At 44.3% G+C, this 20,423-nt stretch carries 16 protein-coding genes; 8 read left to right on the forward strand and 8 right to left on the reverse strand.

Annotation, left to right across the window (positions count from 1 at the left end):
* Nucleotides 1–2: 2 nt before the first annotated feature.
* The 4 genes from BW976_RS16160 to BW976_RS16175 all read left to right on the forward strand — a co-directional run bounded on the left by BW976_RS16160 (nucleotide 3) and on the right by BW976_RS16175 (nucleotide 3,798).
* Entirely contained in the window at nucleotides 3–896 is an 894-nt protein-coding gene (locus tag BW976_RS16160; RefSeq protein ID WP_076374359.1) for a hydroxypyruvate isomerase family protein, read from the forward strand.
* 51 nt (nucleotides 897–947) lie between these two features.
* Complete coding sequence (locus BW976_RS16165; protein ID WP_076374360.1) at nucleotides 948–1,823, forward strand: sugar phosphate isomerase/epimerase family protein; 876 nt, start codon at nucleotides 948–950, stop codon at nucleotides 1,821–1,823.
* A gap of 138 nt (nucleotides 1,824–1,961) precedes the next feature.
* Nucleotides 1,962–2,732: a 3-keto-disaccharide hydrolase gene (locus tag BW976_RS16170; protein WP_076374361.1), complete on the forward strand. Its 771-nt coding sequence runs from the start codon at nucleotides 1,962–1,964 to the stop codon at nucleotides 2,730–2,732.
* 271 nt (nucleotides 2,733–3,003) lie between these two features.
* Nucleotides 3,004–3,798: an NIPSNAP family protein gene (locus BW976_RS16175; protein ID WP_076374362.1), complete on the forward strand. Its 795-nt coding sequence runs from the start codon at nucleotides 3,004–3,006 to the stop codon at nucleotides 3,796–3,798.
* 21 nt (nucleotides 3,799–3,819) lie between these two features.
* Here BW976_RS16175 and BW976_RS16180 read toward each other — a convergent pair whose 3' ends face one another.
* The 7 genes from BW976_RS16180 to BW976_RS16210 all read right to left on the reverse strand — a co-directional run bounded on the left by BW976_RS16180 (nucleotide 3,820) and on the right by BW976_RS16210 (nucleotide 12,541).
* Nucleotides 3,820–5,124 carry a sensor histidine kinase gene (locus tag BW976_RS16180; RefSeq protein ID WP_076374363.1) on the reverse strand — a complete coding sequence of 435 codons (1,305 nt, stop codon included), beginning with the start codon at nucleotides 5,122–5,124 and terminating at the stop codon, nucleotides 3,820–3,822.
* Nucleotides 5,108–6,481 carry a sigma-54-dependent transcriptional regulator gene (locus BW976_RS16185; protein WP_076374364.1) on the reverse strand — a complete coding sequence of 458 codons (1,374 nt, stop codon included), beginning with the start codon at nucleotides 6,479–6,481 and terminating at the stop codon, nucleotides 5,108–5,110. The genes BW976_RS16180 and BW976_RS16185 overlap by 17 nt, the downstream gene beginning before the upstream one ends.
* Nucleotides 6,482–6,503: 22 nt before the next feature.
* Nucleotides 6,504–7,688, reverse strand: a complete 1,185-nt coding sequence (locus BW976_RS16190) for an ABC transporter permease (protein WP_076374365.1) — start codon at nucleotides 7,686–7,688, stop codon at nucleotides 6,504–6,506.
* Between the two features lie 30 nt (nucleotides 7,689–7,718).
* Nucleotides 7,719–8,948 carry an ABC transporter permease gene (locus BW976_RS16195; protein ID WP_076374366.1) on the reverse strand — a complete coding sequence of 410 codons (1,230 nt, stop codon included), beginning with the start codon at nucleotides 8,946–8,948 and terminating at the stop codon, nucleotides 7,719–7,721.
* A gap of 25 nt (nucleotides 8,949–8,973) precedes the next feature.
* On the reverse strand, nucleotides 8,974–9,639 hold the full coding sequence (locus BW976_RS16200) for an ABC transporter ATP-binding protein (protein WP_076374367.1): 666 nt from the start codon (nucleotides 9,637–9,639) through the stop codon (nucleotides 8,974–8,976).
* 97 nt (nucleotides 9,640–9,736) lie between these two features.
* The gene (locus BW976_RS16205) at nucleotides 9,737–11,194 is read right to left on the reverse strand and encodes a TolC family protein (RefSeq protein ID WP_076374368.1); all 1,458 of its coding nucleotides are present in this window, start codon (nucleotides 11,192–11,194) and stop codon (nucleotides 9,737–9,739) included.
* A gap of 99 nt (nucleotides 11,195–11,293) precedes the next feature.
* Nucleotides 11,294–12,541 (reverse strand): efflux RND transporter periplasmic adaptor subunit, encoded by a 1,248-nt coding sequence (locus BW976_RS16210; protein WP_076374369.1) that lies wholly within the window; start codon nucleotides 12,539–12,541, stop codon nucleotides 11,294–11,296.
* Nucleotides 12,542–12,826: 285 nt separating this feature from the next.
* Between BW976_RS16210 and BW976_RS16215 the strand changes: the two genes are divergently transcribed.
* From BW976_RS16215 to BW976_RS16225, 3 genes are all read left to right on the forward strand, one after another.
* On the forward strand, nucleotides 12,827–14,497 hold the full coding sequence (locus BW976_RS16215; protein ID WP_084192217.1) for an alpha-amylase family protein: 1,671 nt from the start codon (nucleotides 12,827–12,829) through the stop codon (nucleotides 14,495–14,497).
* Between the two features lie 484 nt (nucleotides 14,498–14,981).
* The gene (locus tag BW976_RS16220) at nucleotides 14,982–16,292 is read left to right on the forward strand and encodes a hypothetical protein (protein ID WP_076374370.1); all 1,311 of its coding nucleotides are present in this window, start codon (nucleotides 14,982–14,984) and stop codon (nucleotides 16,290–16,292) included.
* A gap of 9 nt (nucleotides 16,293–16,301) precedes the next feature.
* Entirely contained in the window at nucleotides 16,302–18,500 is a 2,199-nt protein-coding gene (locus BW976_RS16225) for an outer membrane protein assembly factor BamB family protein (protein WP_245834718.1), read from the forward strand.
* Between the two features lie 18 nt (nucleotides 18,501–18,518).
* Here BW976_RS16225 and BW976_RS16230 read toward each other — a convergent pair whose 3' ends face one another.
* Nucleotides 18,519–19,052 carry a GNAT family N-acetyltransferase gene (locus tag BW976_RS16230; RefSeq protein ID WP_076374372.1) on the reverse strand — a complete coding sequence of 178 codons (534 nt, stop codon included), beginning with the start codon at nucleotides 19,050–19,052 and terminating at the stop codon, nucleotides 18,519–18,521.
* A gap of 153 nt (nucleotides 19,053–19,205) precedes the next feature.
* Between BW976_RS16230 and BW976_RS16235 the strand changes: the two genes are divergently transcribed.
* The gene (locus tag BW976_RS16235; protein WP_076374373.1) at nucleotides 19,206–20,423 is read left to right on the forward strand and encodes a glycoside hydrolase family 88 protein; all 1,218 of its coding nucleotides are present in this window, start codon (nucleotides 19,206–19,208) and stop codon (nucleotides 20,421–20,423) included.

Consider the following 20,423-nt stretch of genomic DNA (forward strand, 5'->3'; position numbering starts at 1 on the left):
CAATGGCATCAAACCAAAACCGTAGATCGGCTATCAAAAACATGCTTGCAGGCACGGCCGCTATTACAGCGTCGGGCGTGCTTACTTCATTTACATCAACCGAACAAGATAAACAGATGTTACCTGATACGCTAAAAGGAAATATTAATCACGCTGTTTGTCGCTGGTGTTACGGCGATATAACCGTGGAACAACTTTGTGCCGCCGCTAAAGATATCGGCATTAAAGGGATAGACCTGGTTGGCCCTGCCGACTGGCCTACACTTATAAAATATGGCCTGTATTCATCCATGTGTAACGGTGCCGAAATAAACCTCACTGATGGTTTTGGTGACAAGCAATTCCACGCCCAACTACATAAAAACTACTCAGAAATGATACCTAAAGTGGCAGCTGCGGGGTATAAAAACCTCATCTGCTTTAGCGGTAGCCGCCGGGGTAAGGATAACGAAACCGGGTGGAACAACTGTGTGGAAGGTTTGAAGCCAATGGTTGAACTGGCCGAGAAACATAATGTAGTATTGGTAATGGAACTGCTGAACAGTAAGATTGATCATAAAGATTACCAGTGCGATCGTGTATCATGGGGCGCTGAACTTTGCAGAAGGCTAGGCTCCGAAAATTTCAAACTACTGTATGATATATATCACATGCAGATAGATGAGGGCGACGTGATCCGCAACATCCGCGACAATCACCAATACATTGCGCACTATCATACCGGTGGTGTACCTGGTCGTAACGAAATTGATGATACACAAGAATTATATTATCCGGCTATTATGAAAGCTATCGTTGGGGTAGGGCATAAGGGCTATGTGGCACAGGAATTTATTCCAAAGCAGCCAGACCATATTGCTTCTTTACGCAAGGCGGTGCATATCTGCGATGTTTAAACCTTATGGTCTACAGCTGCTCTAACAATTACATTAACCAAATAACTATACATGACAACCAGAAGAACATTCTTAGCACAAGCCGGATTAGTTGCGGCAGGTGTGATGATAAAACCTAACTTGTTATCGGCCAAAAACACTAATGGTGTAGGGCTGCAATTATATAGCTTACGCGATCAGTTGCCAAAAGATGTAAAAGGGGTGATAGCCCAGGTGGCCAAAGCCGGTTACAAAGAGGTAGAAACCTTTGGCTTTAATCAGCAAACCGGTTACTGGGGCTTGCCGGGTAAAGATTTTGGTCAGCTGTTAAAGGATAACGGCTTGAGCACGCCAAGCGGACACTACGGACTTGATCAGTACTTTGGCGAAGGTAAAACTGACGATCTGAAAGCTTATATTGAAGTGGCTAATACGATCGGTCAAACGTATATCATCATTCCTTCATTAAACCACAACTTCATCAAAACGGTTGACGATTGTAAAGCCGTAGCCGATAAGATGAATAAGATTGCCGAGATCTGCAAAGCATCGGGCTTAAAGCTGGGTTACCATAACCATAATTTTGAGTGGCACCCGGTTGGCGATACTACTTTTTATGATGTAGTGCTGAACAATACCGATCCAAAACTGGTAAATATGGAAATGGACCTTTACTGGGTAGTTCGTGCTGGTCAGGACCCTGTTGCTATATTCCAGAAACACCCGGGTCGTTTTACCTTTGTACACATTAAAGACAGGGATAAAACCAATGCCAACCTGAATACCGAAATAGGTAACGGTGACATTGATTTTAAAACCATTTTAGGTAAAGCCAAGCTTGCCGGCATTAAACACTTTATTGTGGAGCAGGAAAACTATACCAATATTGACCCGTATGTGAGTATTGCCAAAAGTGCATCGTACTTAAAAAATACACTCCACGTTTAGGGAGAGGCAAGAATCAAGAGCCAGGAATCAAGAAAAAAGCAGGTACTCTAGAGAAAAGTCGACCTGTTATTATTCTTAAGTCTTGATTCTTGACTCTTATATCTTGATTCTAATTTAAAAACCAATTATAATACTGATATGAAATATCCAATTGTATTAACAGCGCTTTTAGCAGGAAGCTTTTTTGTAGCTAATGCGCAACAGGCAAAGCCAGAGGATACCGAAACCTGGGAACCGATACCTAAAGTAGTTGTTCCGGGTAAAGTTTTAGGCGAGGCTCCTTCTGATGCTATTATCTTATTTGATGGCAAAAATCAGGACGAGTGGCTTTCTGTAGCCGATCAAACACCGGCATCATGGGTGGTTAAAGGCGGTATTTTAACCGTTGATAAAACCAAGGGAAACATCGAAACTAAAAGAAAATTCACCAACTATCAGCTGCATATTGAATGGCGCGTACCCGCCAGCATTACCGGCGAAGGGCAAGCCCGTGGTAACAGCGGTATCTTCCTGGCATCATTAGGTAAAGGCGATGCCGGTTATGAATTACAGGTTTTAGATTCATACAACAACAAAACTTATGTTAACGGTATGGCGGGCAGTTTGTACAAACAAGCTATCCCATTAGCCAACCCTGGCCGCAAACCAGGTGAATGGAACGTATATGATGTGATCTGGACTGCTCCGGTATTTAACGAGGATGGTTCTTTAAAATCAGCAGCCAAGGCTACGGTGTTCTATAACGGTGTTTTAGTTGAAAACAACTTTGAACTATGGGGCCCAACTCAATATATTGGTAAGGCATCTTACGAAGGTAAAAAACATGGTGCTGCGCCAATTAAGTTGCAGGCTCACGGCGATAAAAGCGAACCGCTTAGCTTCAGAAATATCTGGGTGCGCGAATTGTAATATCGCGTATTCGTTTAAAAAATCCAGGGCCTGTAAGCGAAAGTTTATGGGCCTTTTTTGAATAATAGCTATGATTACTAATAAAAATATGTCATTGCGAGCACAGCGTGGCAATCTCCTCGCGTTCTCATGGATAGGAATAGCTACGAGATTGCTTCGTACCTCGCAATGACATAATGGAGATATTTACATCCTAAAAATTGAAACAAATCCCGATTAAAAAACAAAAAATCATCAGATTTGAACCTATCTTTACCATTTTAATAAACTCATGAAATCACTTTACCAAACCCGCTACTCCCTGTTTACGGTTATATTATTTTTTATGCTGGGCCTGTCGGCTTCTTCAGCTATGGCAGCTAAAAGGTTTTATTATCAGCTTAAAGTATATCATTATAAAACAACAACACAGGAGGGCAGGATTGAACGCTACCTGGAGCAGGCCTATGTGCCGGCTATGCACCGGGTGGGTGTAAAAAATGTGGGTGTATTTAAACCGGTTAAGCAGGATACTGCTGATATGCGTATTTATGTTTTTACGCCATTTGCCACCTTTGATAAACTGGTGGGTATCGACAAAAAACTACAAGGCGATACCGAATACTTAACTAATGGCGACGATTATATCAACGCCGGCTATAAAGATGTGCCCTATACCCGTATTGAAACTATCATATTACAGGCTTTCCCGGGTATGCCGGGTCCGGCTGTACCCAATTTAACGGGTGCCAAAGCCGATAGGGTGTACGAGCTGCGCAGCTACGAAAGCGCAACTGAAAAGTATAATTTCAACAAGGTGCGCATGTTTAATACCGGCGATGAAGTAGGGCTGTTTAAACGCCTGGGCTTTAACGCGGTATTTTATTCGGAAGTGATTGCTGGCAGCCATATGCCGAACCTGATGTACATGACTACCTTTAATAACAAGGCCGACAGGGACAAGCATTGGGAAACATTTAGTAATGATGCCTACTGGAAAAGCCTTTCCTCAAAACCCGAGTACCAGAACAATGTATCGCACGCGGATATTATTTTCCTGTATCCTGCGGCTTATTCGGATTTTTAATTTTTGTTAAATCGTATTGGTTTAATTATAATGTATTGTAAACTCCGTTTGCTTATCGGCTACGGTTTTGAGGCTAAATTCAAAGCCATGGTTAATCAGGATCTCGCGGACCAGGGTGAGGCCGATGCCTTGCCCGTCTTTTTTGGTACTGAAAAACGGTGAGAACAGATTAGCATGTTCACTGGCACTAATACCCTTGCCGGTATCGGTGATCACCAATAAACGTTTGGCTGGTATCACGGTAAATTTTACTGTGCCACCATCCTCATTAATAGCCTCAACCGCGTTTTTTACAATATTGATGAATGCCTGCTCCAGTTGCTGTTCATCAGCATGGATGTGGATATCACCGGCAGGTAGTTCCATTTCAAATACCACCTTATTTTCACGGGCTTTGGCACTCATGAGCGTTGCTACCGAATTGATTATTTTTTGTAGTACGATAGGTTGTTTGTTGGCCGGTGGCAGTTTCACCAGGTCGGCAAAGTTGCGCATAAAGTGGTTCAGGTTCTGGTTGCGGTCCATGGCTATTTGCAGGGCATCCTTTAGCACATCAAATTCGTGGCCTTCCCAAAGCTGATCGGTATGCATAGCCGATTGCATAATGGAATTTACCGGACCGATGGTATTATTTACTTCATGCGCCATCATCCTAATCACTTTGCCATAAACTTTTTTCTCGGCAGCGAGGATCTCGGCGGTCAGGTCCTCAATCATGATAAAATGCCGGGAGAAACCTCTATCTACAAAATGTGATTTTTGTAGTTTGAATGAACTGACACCATCAACACGAGCAACTGCCGTTTCGCCCGATTGCAGTTCCCTGATCTGCTGTATGAGCGGATGCTTCAGCTCATCAATAGAGTAGCCTTTCAGGCTTTCTTCGCTAACCGACAGCAACTGCAAAGCTTTGGGATTTACCTGCTGGATACGATTGTCATAATCCAGTATGATGATGCCTGTTGGCGAAGTGTAGATCAGTTTCTCTAAAAAAAAATGCTGCTGCTCCTGCATGGTACGTTCCTTTCTTAGCTCATCCATCATCCGGTTATACACCTCAATCAACTCGTCGACCTCATGTTTACCCGTGGATATCAGTTTTACGTTAAAATCTTTGTCTTTAATGGCTTCTACACCCTGCATCAATAGTTTAAGGGGTTGTATCAACTGGCGGTAAAGCTGCCATGCTATAACGGCAGAAATAATAACTACCACCTCCGAAGCGATGAAATATATCTTATTATCGCTGAAAATAAAATAAGTGAGCACCAGCGTGAGCAGGTGCAGTATAACTACAAATAAAATATATTTAGTCCTCAGCTTCATCGTAAGGGATCTGGTATTTGTCTAAGCGGCGGTACAGGGCGCTGCGGGTGAGACCCAGCGCGGCGGCGGCCCGGCTTATTTTGTTTTTATGATGATCCATGGCACGTTTGATCATTTCTACCTCCACTTCTTCCAGTGTGAGGGTGCCAACGCCGGGTAGCTGCATATTGCCTTTTTTTACCGGCGAAAGCTCCAACTGTGAGCGAAAATCATCAATACCCAATTCATCCTTTTTACTGACGAGAATAGAGCGCTCCACCAGGTTTTTAAGCTGCCTGATATTGCCCGGCAGTGGCAACTGTTGCAGCCATTTCATAGCGCCGGGCGCTACCGATAGCTTCGGCCGATTATAGATATCCTTTAAGTTATTGATAAAAAACTCTACCAGCAACGGGATATCTTTCGGCCTGTCGCGGAGGGCAGGCAGATAAACTGTGATGAGATTGATACGATAAAGCAGATCTTCGCGAAAAGTGCTTTTACTCACCATTTCGTTGAGGTTTTTGTTGGTGGCACAAACTATACGCACATCAACTGTTTTGGTGCGACTGCTGCCCAATACCTCGTAGGTACGATCCTGCAATACACGTAGCAGCTTTACCTGGCTGCTGGCATCCAGATCGCCAATTTCATCCAAAAATATGGTGCCTTTGTTGGCCATCTCAAAACGGCCGATCCTGTCAAACCGCGCATCGGTAAAAGCACCCCGGATATGACCGAACATTTCACTTTCAAACAGCGAGGTACTGATACCACCCAGGTTAACCTTAATAAACGGTTTGTTGCGGCGTAGACTGTTTTGGTGGATGGCCTCGGCAATGAGTTCCTTACCCGTGCCGCTTTCGCCCATGATCAATACCGAGGCATCGGTTTGGGCAACGCGGCCTATGGTTTCCAGTATATCCAGCATTTTAGGGTCCTCGCCTATAATATGCTGAAAGTTATAGCTTTTGTCGAGCTGTTTACGGGTGCGGTGTTCAGCTTTGTTGTCTTGCAGATCAAGCAGGGTTTTAACCGACTGTGCCAGATGCTCGTTGCTCCAGGGCTTATTGATAAAGTCGCTGGCGCCTATTTTCATACCGGCTACGGCCAGTTCAATACTGCCCCAGCCAGTTATCAGTATCACCGGTATAGCGTTGTTGATCTGCTTTATTTTAGCCAGCAAATCAAGGCCTTCCTGCCCCGAGGTATCTATCGAAAAATTAAGATCGAGTATGATCAGTTCCGGGTTTTGCTTCCGGATAACCTTCAGTGCCTCGGCCGGGCCTTCGGTACACTGCACATCGTAGCCTTCGCCTTTCAGCAACAATACTAAAGAGGTGCGTACCGCTAAATCATCATCAATAACCAATATCATAATAGCAGGTTAATATCGTAATTTATTCTTCATGTAAGGCTACTGCCGGATAAATTGCCGCAGCCTGTCTGCCCGGATATAATGAACAAAGGAATACCAGTGCGTAAATGAATGTGATAGCCAGTAACATGGCCGAAATATAAATACCTGCCGACAAATCAAAAACATTGAGCAGGGGAAATTGCACGGCAAAAAACGACCCCACAATTAATGACAAAGTAGCCAGTATCATAGATTCATAAATAAGCTGTGATGATACGGCCCCGCCACTGGCGCCAACCGCCCGGCGCAAACCTATTTCACCCCGGCGCTGATTGATATTATACCAAAGCACGCCGAATAAACCAAGCGCAACGTTAATGGCTAAAAAGCCGCCTACAATACTCAGTACAATCATGGGTACCAGCGTAAAGTAATTGATGCTTGTGCGCTTATTGGTCAAATGTTCTATCTCTACATTGGAGTTTTTCATGTAATTGGCCAGTGTTTTATATAAATGCCCTTCAAAGGCTGCGCTGGCACCCGGTACAACCTGTACCATGATTTTACCCATCCAGCGTAACGAACCAGTGTCGGTCTTTTGATAGAGCCCATAGCCAGTAGCTGCATAATCGCCTTTCATTTTAATACTTTGTACTACACCAATCACCCTCATCTTTTCTTTTTCATCATAATTGCTAATTAACTGACCTACCGCAGCACCTTTGCCAAACAGTTGTTCTTTAATATCGCTGTTGATCACAATAGGTTTGTTTTTGGTGGCTACATCCGTTTTATTAAACCAGCGCCCTTCCAATATCTGCATGTTCATAGTGGCCGGGAAGCTTTCATCAGCCGTATAAAAGTTTACATGGTCGAGCGGTTTTTTATGATAAGAGATACGGCCTTGCGACATATTATTGGTAAAAGGGGTATTAAAGCTACAAAAGCTGAGTTCCCTCACTTCGGGCATAGCCTTAATATTCTGGCGTAAAATTTCATAATAGGTGTTGAGCGAGTCGGTGCTCTTTGTTTGGTAAGCGTTGTTGTAGCTTATTACCCATACATTCTGATACTCAAAACCCATCGGTTTTTTATAGTTATCGTAATAGTACACCAGCAGTGTAAATACGGCAAACAACACCAGGAACGAGAACAACATCTCGGACATGAGCAAAAAGTTCTGTTTCTTTTTGTTCCAGATCAGTTTAAATAAATGCTTAAACATAATATCTTGATTTAAATGATTTGATAATATTTATTGCGCCTTTAAAGCAGTTACCACATTGAGCTTTGACATGCGCCAGGCCGGGTAAACTCCCGATAGCAGGCCAAAGAAAAAACATACCAACAAACCGATACCCAGCACCGTAAAATTGATAGACAATACCAGATTGGGGATCAAACGGAAGCTATTTAACACCTGGATAGCGATAAATGACAACACCACACCGATAAGTCCTCCCAGGAAGGTGAGTATAATATTCTCCACCAAAAATTGGTAAACCAGGGTGCCGGATGAAGCCCCGAAGGCTTTGCGTACCCCAATTTCGGAGGAGCGCTCCATAATGCGGGTAATGTTGATATTCACCAGGTTAAGCGTGGGCAGCACAGTTACCAATAAAACAAATATGACTATGGCGGTGAACACAATGGTTACACCAGATGAACTCTCGTTACCGGTCTCCACATAACTCCTGATATACGACTGGGCGTGGCTGTACATTTTGTTGAATTGTTTACTTTCCATAGGTATGCGGCGCATCATGGCATCATATTCATCGCGCATGCGTGGTACATCGTCAGTCGATTTTGCCAGCATTACTCCAGTAAAATCGCCAAGATATCCCTTACCCTTCGTGAAATCTGTTTTTGACACCGTATAGGGCAGATATATGTCGCTGTACAAATTGTAACTGGTTATAGGTACGTTTTTCACTACACCTATTACCCGGTATTTTACATTATCGGCCTCTATATATTTACCAACCACAGATGGGATATCGCCAAAGTAATCCCTTTTCATATCCTCAGATATCACGGCCACTTTATCTGCATTATCTATCTGCTGCTTACTGAAAGCTTTGCCTTCTGTAAAATCATACTCCATAATTTCCCAGTAATCGGCATTGGTGTATTTATAGTTTACAGCTAACTTTTTATTATTGACATAGGTATTGGTGCCTTCATATCCTGATGATATACCCAACTTAACTGGTGTTTTTAAACTGCCTACAAAGTGATTTAAAAAATAATAGGATAATGTACTGGAGCTTTGTCCGTCTTTACCCGATTCCTGAAGGTGCGTAACATATAAGGAGCGGTCGCGTTTACGGTCGGGATAGCTGTCGCCAACAACCTTATCTAAAAACGCAGTAAGCACCAGCAGTATGGTAAGTGTAAAACTGATGCCGAACAGGCTGATAAAGGTGAAGAATTTTCTGCGCCTTAATACCGCTATGGCTATTTTAAAGTAATTTTTAAGCATGATATTAATTTTTTAAGCTGATGTATTACTGAACCTGCGAACCATCAAATAAGCGTACCAGCCGGTGGGTTTTGTGGGCCATGTTTTCATCGTGCGTTACCATTATAATGGTGGTACCCTCGTTACGGTTCAGGTTGATGAGGATGTCCATGATCTCGTTGCCCATAGCGCTGTCCAGGTTACCGGTGGGCTCGTCGGCCAGGATAATTTCTGGCCTGCCAACAATGGCCCTTGCTATAGCCACACGCTGCCGCTGACCGCCCGATAGCTGCGTAGGGAAATGTTTAATGCGGTTGGATAACCCTACTTTCTCCAGCGCTTCCGTAGCCAGCATTTTACGCTCTTTGGCGGTAGTGTTGCGATACAACAGGGGCAGTTCTACATTGTCCAGTACCTGCAGATCATTAATGAGGTGATAACTCTGGAAAATAAAGCCCAGTTTCTGGTTTCTGAACTGTGCCAGCTGCTTGTCAGATAAATGATCCGTCTTTTGATCACTTATCTTAATATCACCTTTGGAGGGCGTATCCAGTAAGCCCATGATATTCAGCAATGTGCTTTTGCCGCAGCCCGAAGGACCCATGATGGATAAAAATTCGCCTTTGGCTACATCCAGGCTAATGCTGTTGAGGGCCAGTGTTTCTATAGTGTCTGTGCGGTACACTTTTTCAATGTTTTGTAAACGGATCATATCTTTTTAATTAGTGGATTATTGAGTTAGTGAATTAGTGATTTGGTTATTGATTGCTTTATTTTTTGACTTTTAGCTTTTGAATTTTGACTTAAATTTACTGGTAGCTAATCTTATGGTTGGTTTCAAAATCATATAATGATAGGTAGCGCAACTGGTAATAGGCTCCCCAGAAATCGCGGAGCGAGGTAATATAATCGCGCTTGGCCTGGTCATTTTCTCTAAAGGCTATACCCAGGTCGGTAATGCTCAGGTCGCCCAGTACATAGCGCTCGCGGGCAATCTGGTACTTTTCTGATGCTATGCTGTCGGCCTCTGCGGTATATACCAATTGTTCCTTCATTACATTAAAAAGAGAAACCTGGGTTACTATCTGTTGCTTAAAAGTTTGTTTATCCTGCTCCACCGCATATTCGGTAAACTGTTGGTTGGCCTGTGCCGTTTTAGCACGCGATTTCTGCCGTCCCCAATCCAATATCGGTATGGCCAGCTGCACCTGCAATACCTGTTGGTTCTGTGGGTTTTTATACACCCCCGGAATGGTAGTTGATGTATTGGAGAAACCCAGGTTGGCAGTAAGCGTAGCGGTTAAGCCGTTTTGCCCTTTAGCTTTAGCCACATCGCGTTTGGCTTCGGCAACACGGCGCAAAAACGCGATAGCATCGGAGCGATTAGCAAAGGCTTCGGCCAAAACTTTATCGGAGGTAACCGTCATCTGGCTGATATTTTCTGGTACTACCAACACAATCTTGTTTTCATCCTCCTGTCCGGTATAACTGCGCAAATTAAGCGTGGCAATTTCCATATCACGTTTAGCGGTGCCCACAGCCTTTTTAGCGTTGATGAGTTCCAGTTGCAGCTGTAATATCTCGTTTTTGGATACTTTTCCCAGTTCAAACTTGGTGTTGGCTATGCTCATTATTTTTTGCGTGTTGGTATAGTTGGTTTCGGCAATGTGCAAGTTAACCTGGGCCAGTAGCAGATCAAAGAAAAAACCTTCAACCGTGATAGCTATATTTTCCTGCGCTTCAATATAGGCTTGTTTGCTCTCATTATATTTCAGCGGCTCTATTCTTTTGTCCCATTTTAAGCTATTGAACTGAAACAGCGGCTGCGTGTACCCTATACCATATGGGATGCCGTTATACAACACATTATGCCTGTCGAAATCATCAAAACGCTGTAATTGCGTGGTGCCGTAAATAGTACCACCAGTAGCCGTAATACTTTGACTAAAGTTAAGCTGCAATGACGAATTATCATTATGTATAGGCTGAAACTGGATAGTACCATCGGGCTGCAACACCTGCGAAAAAGTTTTCTGATAACCAGGTAAAATACCGCTCAGGGCCAGCTGCGGCTGATAGTTTGATTTATAGGTGCGATACTCCCAGTATTTGGTTTCGCGTACGGTAGCAGCCTGCTTGGCGGCTATAGAGTTTGACTTGGCCATTTCAACCACCTGCTGCAGGGTTAGCCGCAGCGTATCGCTGTTACTACGGCCAAATGCCCCTGTGCTAATGGTCAACAAACTGATGATGTATAAAATTTTCATTCTGTTATTCTAAGCGTCATTGCGAAGGAGCCTCACCCAACCCTCTTCATCCCGATAGCTATCGGGAGAGTGGGCTTTGCTATGACTTGTCTTTTTATCCTAGTTATTTATCGTTATTTCCTTCGAGTTTTTATACTCGCTCATATCTGAAGTAATCACCACATCGCCTGGTTTTACACCATCTTTAATCTCCACGAAATCAAAATTGGTTAGGCCGATATGAACCGTTCTGCGTTCGGCCTTTGCGCCGTTGATCACAAAAATATCCTGTACCGATGATCCCTTAAATGCCGGCCCATTAGCCACCTGCATTACTTTGCTGTGCGTTGCTGTCACCAGAAAAACATCTACTTTCATATTGGGCCGTAGCAGCTTGCTGGAGCGATCATCCAGTTGAATATCAAAAGAAATAATACTGTTTTGGATAGATGGCGATACATTAGTAACCTGCCCGCGCAATTGGTTATCGTTAAACCTGATGATCACCGGGATACCTGCATGCAGCTGATCAACCGAATTATCGGATATACTGCCCTGTACCTTAAAGCTTCCCAGATCGGCAATGCGGGCCAGCGTTTCGCCCTCATGTATGTTGGCGCCTATGTTTTTATTTACATAGGTAATAACCCCCTTACGGGTAGCCACTATGTTGGCCAGTTGCAGCTTGCGTTGCAGGGCGTTCAGATCACTTTGCTGTATGGCGGCCGCAATCTCTGCTTCTTTGATCTCTATCTGCATGGTTTGCTGCTTGTTTTTAATTTCGTTTTCCAGTTGTTTTTTCTCCAGCTGGGCTACTTTCAGGTTAAGCTCGGCCTGCTCAATATTTTCGCGGGTACCGCCGCCTGCTTTGTACAGGCGCTTGGCATTTTCAACCGCATCGGCCAGGTTGCTGATGTGGAGCTGCTTGATATCGTTGTTCGATTGGATATCATAAAAACTTTTGTTCAGATCAAGTTTGAGCTTGCTGATCTCGTTGCGTTTTGACTCCAGTTGAAAGTTAAGCTTGTCGTATTCGGTTTGTGTAGCGGTTTTATCAAGGGTGATGATGGATTGCCCTACATTCACTTTATTACCGGCATCCATCAGGGCATTTTTGATGGATGCATTAATAGGGCTGGTGATGATCTCCTCAAACTCGGGCAAAACCTCGCCTGTGGCATTGATGGTGTTTTCTATATTGCCCACCACAACTGAAGAGGTCGTAATTTGTGATCGGTTTATTGACGACTTGATAAATCCCCTCAGTATCCATACAGCCAGTCCCAAACCACTAATAACGATCAATACGATCAGCGTGGTTTTCCGGCGTTTTTGCGTGGTTACTTCAAGGGCTATTTCCTTATCCATTGTTATACTTTTTTGGATAGGGATTTGCAAGAGCTATACCAATGTTAAAATATTGATTGTTAATTATTTATAAATTTAAAATTTCAAAAAGTGATCGATTCCGGACATTTTTGATGATAATGGACAGGTTGGGTGAGGGAAATTAAGCATTAAGATATGATGTTATGTGAGGATTTTGTGCCGTAGGCGGAGAGAGCGAAGCACAGACCGGGTGTCGGATTTTTCTCTCCAAATATTTTTATTAGCTGAATCCTTTTAGTAATGTTGTAATACCAATTTACAACTATGCAAAGGCGACACTTTTTAAAACTTTCTTCGACTGCCACGGCTGCTGTGCTCTTTAGCAGGATCACGCATGCTACATCAACCCAAACCACCGCCATCAACGTTCCCGACGAAGTTTGGGCACAATCCGGCGACGAATGGTTTAAGCTGAAGGATACCAGCGGTACTTTGTTTACCTATAAAGATATTACCGTTAGTTTTAAAACCAGTGGCCATTTCAAAGGCGTATTTGTTACTTCGCCAACACAGCAACTCAATGCCGTGCGCTTGAAATGGAAGCATCATTTGTCGCCCAATTCCAAATTCCTGGGTGATCATTGGGAACGTTCCTACGGCGACCTGCAATGGAAAACCCAGACCGATCATGTTAAAAATCCATGGTATGTGATCATTCATGACGATAAACAAACTGCCTGCTTCGGTGTAAAAACCGGTTGTAAAAGTATTTGCTGGTGGGGATTAACCAATGACAGCCTCGAGCTTACTTTAGATACACATTCTGGCGGTAACGGAGTATTGCTGGGTACACGCCAATTGCACGCCGCCGATATCATCACCACTAACGGCAAACCGGGTGAGAACGCTTTTTATACCACCCGTAGGTTTTGTGGTATGATGTGCCCTAATCCGCGTCTGCCTAAACAGCCCGCTTACGGCATTAACGACTGGTATTTTGCCTACGGTAACAACTCGTTCGATCTGATCAGGAAAACAACAGCGATGATGGCCGAATTGGTGACCGATACGGATAATCGTCCCTTTTCGGTAGTGGATGCGGGTTGGGCTACTTATTCACCTTTGTTACCGGGTGATGGCGGCTGGAACGATGATTTCTCCAAACCCAACGATAAGTTCAAGGATATGCATCTGCTGGCCAACGAGATCAAGCAGCTGGGTATGCGCCCCGGTTTGTGGATGCGCCCGCTTTGTGCCCGTCATGATGAAAAGGCTAGTTTGCTGGCGCCAAAAATCCCTGGCAGGGACGATCCGAAAAACCCGGTGCTTGATCCTACCATCCCCGAGAACATCGTCCGCATTAAACATAATTTTGATGTATACAAGCAATGGGGGTACGACATGGTGAAGCATGATTTTAGTACCTATGATATTACCGGCAGATGGGGCGCCAGCATGAAAGACAGCATCACTGCACCCGGCTGGAACTTTAACGACCGCAGTAAAACCACCGCCGAAATCATCAACGATCTGTATAGAGCCATCCGTGAGGCCGCAGGCGATGGCATTTATGTTATTGGCTGTAATACCATGAGCCATTTATCGGCAGGGGTATTTGAAATGTGCCGCATTGGCGACGACACGAGCGGTCACGAATGGGAGCGTACCCGTAAAATGGGTGTAAATACATTGGCCTTCCGCCTACCGCAACACGATAAATTTTATGCTGTCGACGGCGATTGCGTGGGTTTGACCACAGATATTGCCTGGAGCCGCAACAAACAATGGCTGGAGTTGCTGGCCGGAAGCGGTGCGCCGCTCTTTATATCGGCCCAGCCCGAAGCCCTGGGCACCGAGCAAAAGGCCGCCGTGAAACAAGCCTTCGCCCGAGCCGCCAAACCACAACCCATTGGCGAACCCCTGGACTGGATGGACAACATGCAACCCCAAAAATGGAAACTGAATGGGAAAATAGTAGATTTTAACTGGGCGTAGAACCCCCTCTAAACGGCGAAACCCTCATGTAATAATATCTCTCAAAGGGAGACTTCAAACAGAAGTATTTTAAAGCCCTCTCCAAAGGAGAGGGTTGGGTGAGGCTGTCACCAGGTATTCCAACAATTTTTCGTATATTTATACAAACCACAGCCCGGTTCTCTTTGATTAAGAGGACCGGGCTGTTTTGTTAAGGGAAATACAAGCCTTAAAATTGATTTTTTTTATTTAGTTATTTGATAATAAGTAACTTAATACTTTTTAAGCCTGTCAAAACCATGTTAAAATTTGTTAAAAAGTGTTAAAATGCGATGTTTTGAGTGAAAAATGAATGCTTTTTAATCGGTTTTTTCCCTGTTTTGACTAAAAAAGTGTTAAAATTTAATCTTTAAAAAGTTCTGCGTTTGCCAATCGGGTGTTTTTTGTTTTATAAACAATGGAATTATTATCTTGGTCGACATTTACTTTACCCCGAAAACTTACCATGAAGAAACTACTGCTTTTTGCACCTATATTGTTTATACTCTCGTGCAATATCGACCCTGCCCGTGATCGCGAAAATCAAAAGCTCAACAGTCTGGCTATAAAATACGTAAAATTGGGTCTCACCATAGGTCAGTATGATTCAGACTTTGTGGATGCCTATTATGGCCCCGATTCACTGAAACCCAAACAGCAGGCGGCCAAAGAGTTCCCAAAGGATAGCCTGCTGGCTGATGCCAACATTTTAATGAATGAACTGAGGTCTGTAGCATCCTCATCTACAGTAGATTCCAATAAAATGAGGGCTGATTGGATGTCTGATCAGCTATTGGCTTTTAGTCGCCGGATCCGCATTTTTTCTGGCGAGGAGCGCCCCTTTGATGAAGAATCCCGCGAACTGTTCGGCGTAACCGCCCCGGTTTATACCGAGGACTATTTCAAAGCCCAGATAGCGCAGCTTGACAGTATTTTACCCGGCAAAGGCCGCGTGAACGATCGTTTCCAGAAACTGGCCAATAAGTTTATTATCCCCAAAGATAAACTCGACCCGGTGATCAAAGCTGCCATAGCCGAGGCTCGTAAACGCACTCTGGCGCATTATAAACTGCCTGCAGGCGAAACCTTTACGCTGGAATATGTAACCAACAAACCCTGGAGTGGCTATAATTGGTACAAAGGCGGTTATAAAAGCACCGTACAGATCAATACCGATCTCAAGATATTTATTGATCGTGCTATTGATGTGGGCAGCCATGAAAGTTATCCCGGTCACCATGTGTATAATATGCTGTTGGAGAAGAATTTATACCATGATAAAGGCTGGGTGGAGATTTCGCTGTACCCGCTGTTTAGTCCACAGTCGCTAATTGCGGAGGGGAGCGCCAACTATGGTATCGAGGTTGCTTTCCCGGGTGATGAAAAGGTGAAATTTGCCAAAAGTGTGCTGCTGCCGCTGGCCGGTTTAGATACCGCCGGTGTCGACCTGTATTTTAAAGCTTTGGCTATCAAAGGTAATCTGAACTATGCCCGTAACGAAGCTGCCAGGGGACTGATAAACAATACCATGTCGCGGGATAAAGCCAGAACCTATCTCACCAAATACTGCCTCATGAACGATGAAACCGCGGATAAATCGCTCAGCTTCATCAAAAAATACCGCAGCTATGTGATCAACTATAACTACGGACTCGACCTGGTGAAAAATTATATTGAAAGTAACGGCGGCACAGCTAAAGATCCCCAAAAACGCTGGGAATTGTTTGGTCAGCTGTTGAGCCATGAGGTGGCGCCGGCGAGTTTGGTTAAAAAATAAATCATTGTTATGAGAATGAAGCTTATCCCTTTATTAGGTCTGCTTGGTATGGCCTATTGCTCCTGCAAAAACAAACCAACTGCGCCGCAAACTGCCTACAGTGGCTGGCAAACCTATGCAGGTACTAAGGAGGGAAACCGCTATTCATCCAATGACGAGATCAATTTAAGCAATGTAAAAGAGCTAAAAGTAGCCTGGACATTCAGCACCAAAGATAAGGATACCGCCAATCGCAGTCAGAACCAGTGTAACCCTATTGTAGTTGATGGTGTGCTATATGGTACAAGTCCGAAATTAAAACTATTTGCCTTGGATGCTGCTACGGGGGCCCAACGCTGGATATTTGACCCAGCTAGTGTGGATACAGCAGGTAAAAACGATCCCATGGCTTATTACAAGGTGAGCAGGGGAGTGATCTACTGGCAAAATACGCAAGGCGGCGAAAAGCGTATTTTTTATAGCGTGGGCTCTAAAACTTATGCCATTGATGCCGAAGCAGGTACACCCGTAAAAACATTCGGACTGGGCGGATATATCGACCTCACCAAGGATTTGGGGCGTGAAACCAAGTCATTTGTAGCAGGCACTACACCGGGTGTGGTATATCATGACCTGTTTATTGTAGGCACGCGTGTGGCCGAATCTGCGGATGCTGCGCCTGGGCATATCCGGGCTTACGATGCCCGCACTGGTAAAATGCGCTGGATATTCCATACCATACCGCATCCCGGCGAAAAGGCGTACGAAACCTGGCAGGATACCGTTGCCTGGAGAAAGTTTGGCGGGGCCAACAGTTGGGCCGGCATGTCGCTGGATGAAAAACGTGGTATGGTATACATACCAACCGGTTCTATCGGCGGCGATTTTTATGGAGGTTTCCGCAAAGGGCAAAACCTGTTCGGTAATTCCCTGCTGGCGCTGGATGCGGCTACAGGGAAGCTCAAATGGCATTTCCAGGTGGTACACCATGACCTGTGGGATCGTGACCTGCCTGCTAACCCTAACCTGGTGACTATTACCCATGATGGCAAACAAATAGATGCCGTGGCGCAGATCACCAAGCATGGTTATATCTTTATGTTCGACAGAACTAATGGTAAACCCATATTCCCGATAGAAGAAAAGCCAGTGCCCACCATGGCGCTGCCGGGAGAGCAGCCCTGGCCTACACAGCCTATTCCAACTTTACCCGAACCTTTTACAAGGCAAACTTTTAATCCGGAGGACGTGACCGATATTTCGCCCGAAACACATCAGGATATGCTGCAAAAATATAAACAGGTTAAAAACCGGCTGATGTTTACCCCGCCCAGTAAACAAGGTGGCTGGATATTCCCGGGTTTTGATGGTGGTGGTGAGTGGGGGGGGGCGGCGGTTGATGCCGAGTCAAAGATCATATATATCAATTGCTCCGAAATGCCCTGGGCTCAGGTCATGATCGATGTACCCAAAGGCGGGAATGATCAGTCCTTAAAAGGCATGGGGCAGGTGATCTACAATAAAAACTGCATCGGCTGCCACGGGCCTGAGTTAAAGGGCAATGGTTCCTCGTATCCGTCATTGGTGAACATCGGCAAAAAGTATAAAGAAGAGCAGATCAGCCAGATCATCGCCAATGGGCGCAATATGATGCCATCCTTTAAACAAATAGCTCCGACCGATAAAAAAGCCCTGCTGGCATTTTTGCTGAAACTACCTGATGCCAAGACAAACAAAGCAGTAGCCAAAGAGCCCACTGCCAACCGTACAGCCAGCACCAAAACAGAGAAAAAAGTAGTTGACGAGGTACCTTATACTATGACAGGCTACAATCGCTTTCTGGATAAGGATGGCTACCCCGGTATAAAACCACCCTGGGGCACGCTCAATGCTGTCGACCTGAACTCCGGAAAACTACTATGGAAAGTACCATTGGGCGAGTACGCCGAACTCACCAAAAAAGGTATCCCCATTACCGGTACCGAAAACTATGGAGGTCCGCTGGTAACCAAAGGCGGCCTGGTATTTATAGCTGCTACCAAGGACGAAAAAATCCGCGCCTTTGATAAAAGAACAGGCAAGGTATTATGGGAAGCCCAATTACCCGCGGCCGGTTATGCCACGCCTGCTACTTACTCTATCGATGGGAAACAATATGTAGTAATAGCCTGCGGCGGCGGCAAAATAGGCAGTAAATCGGGCGATGAGTATGTTTGTTTTGCGTTGTAGCGGAAAGGACAACTTAAATCAATTCACCCCCAATTCCAAATGAATATCATCTGGTTCAAGGGCAAACAATTCAGGATCGATCTCTGTGGTAATAACTGCGCCGTTCTTTAAATAAAAATCAACTGTGCCTTTGGTTGGGGTGGCAGATATATACAGCTTTTCGGACTCAAAGGTTTTTGCAATGGTTTTACATTGCTCCAATAAGTTTTGCCCTACTTTTTGCCCTCGTATGCTTTTGCTAACATACAGGATGTCCATTTTAAGGTAGTTAAGACGCGTGCCTCTTTTAATGCGGTCTATGGAGGCAACGCCAACCAGTGTATTCTCGTCAAAGGCTCCGATAACCCGTCCGCCTGTTTTGATTAGTTTATGCTGCCGTTGGATGATCTCATCAAGTTCCCGTTGGTCAAAATGGGTAACTGTTTGTGGATCTGGTTTTAAAAGTAATTGACCATTTTGCAGGTAATAGCTTTCCATTATTTCCTCGGCCCGGTCAATTTCGGCAATCCGGTGCAGCTCGGCTGGGAGTATGTCTTTATAAATAATGCCCATAATAGTTCGGGTTAGCAAATGGTGGGTCAAGATAATGATTACTGTACAAAAAAGCGGGTTATAGCATTGGTTTACCCGAAGTGGAATATATTGCTTGCAATTCCAATCAAAATTTGCATTTTTACCCTCAGCCAAAATTTATAAATACCTTTTATGAAGTCCAGAATTCTACCTGTTGTTTTTTGTGCGTTTTTACTTTCTGTATTCAGCTTAAATCTATTTGCGCAAAATACGTTTAAGCCACAGAAGGAATTGTTATCAACCATCAAAAAAAACATAAAGGATGCGGATAATCAGTATAAATTTCTGGCTCAGCAGATAGGTCCGCAGGAATTTCCTAAAACATATCATCCCGATACTAAAAAACAAGAAAACAGTAACTCAGACTGGTGGTGCAGTGGTTTTTACCCCGGTAGTTTATTGTACCTTTATGAACAGGATCATGATCAGCAGTTATTAACCGAAGCTAACCGCATATTAGGCGTATTAGCCAAAGAGCAATTCAATACCCATACCCATGATTTGGGTTTTATGATGTATTGCAGTTTTGGTAATGCTAACAGGATTGAGCCTAACCCGGAGTATAAACAAATTTTAATTAATAGTGCTAAATCGTTATCAACCAGGTTTAATCCAACAGTAGGCTGCATCAAATCATGGGACTCTAAAAATCCTTCTGATTATTTGGTAATCATTGATAATATGATGAACCTGGAACTACTGTTTTGGGCCACTCACGAAACTGGCGATTCCAGCTACTACAAAATAGCGGTTACCCATGCCAATACCACCATGAAAAACCATTTCAGACCCGATTATAGCTCGTACCATGTGATCAATTACGATGCGCAAACAGGTGCTGTTAAAGAAAAAAAAACAGCGCAGGGTTTTGCCAATGAATCGGCATGGGCCAGGGGGCAAGCATGGGGTTTATATGGTTATACCGTAATGTACCGTGAAACCAAAGACAAAAAATATCTGGAACAGGCGCAAAACATTGCCCGGTTTATACTAACGAATCCCAATCTGCCTGCTGATAAGATACCTTACTGGGATTATAATGCTAACAATATCCCCAATGCGCTTAAAGATGCATCGGCCGCGGCCATAGCGGCCTCGGCTTTGCTGGAGCTTTGCCGTTATGCGGATAACAATAAAGGGCAGGAGTATTTTACAACAGCCGAAACTATATTAAAAACACTGTCCTCACCGGCTTATAAAGCCCCTGCCAGAACAAATGGAGGTTTTATATTGGAGCATAGCGTAGGGCATTTGCCCGGAGGCACCGAGGTTAATGTGCCCCTAACCTATGCCGATTACTATTTTATTGAAGCGATGAAAAGATACCAGGCATTCGGTGTGAAAAATTAA

The organism is Mucilaginibacter lappiensis, from assembly GCF_900155965.1.
GTDB lineage: Bacteria > Bacteroidota > Bacteroidia > Sphingobacteriales > Sphingobacteriaceae > Mucilaginibacter > Mucilaginibacter lappiensis.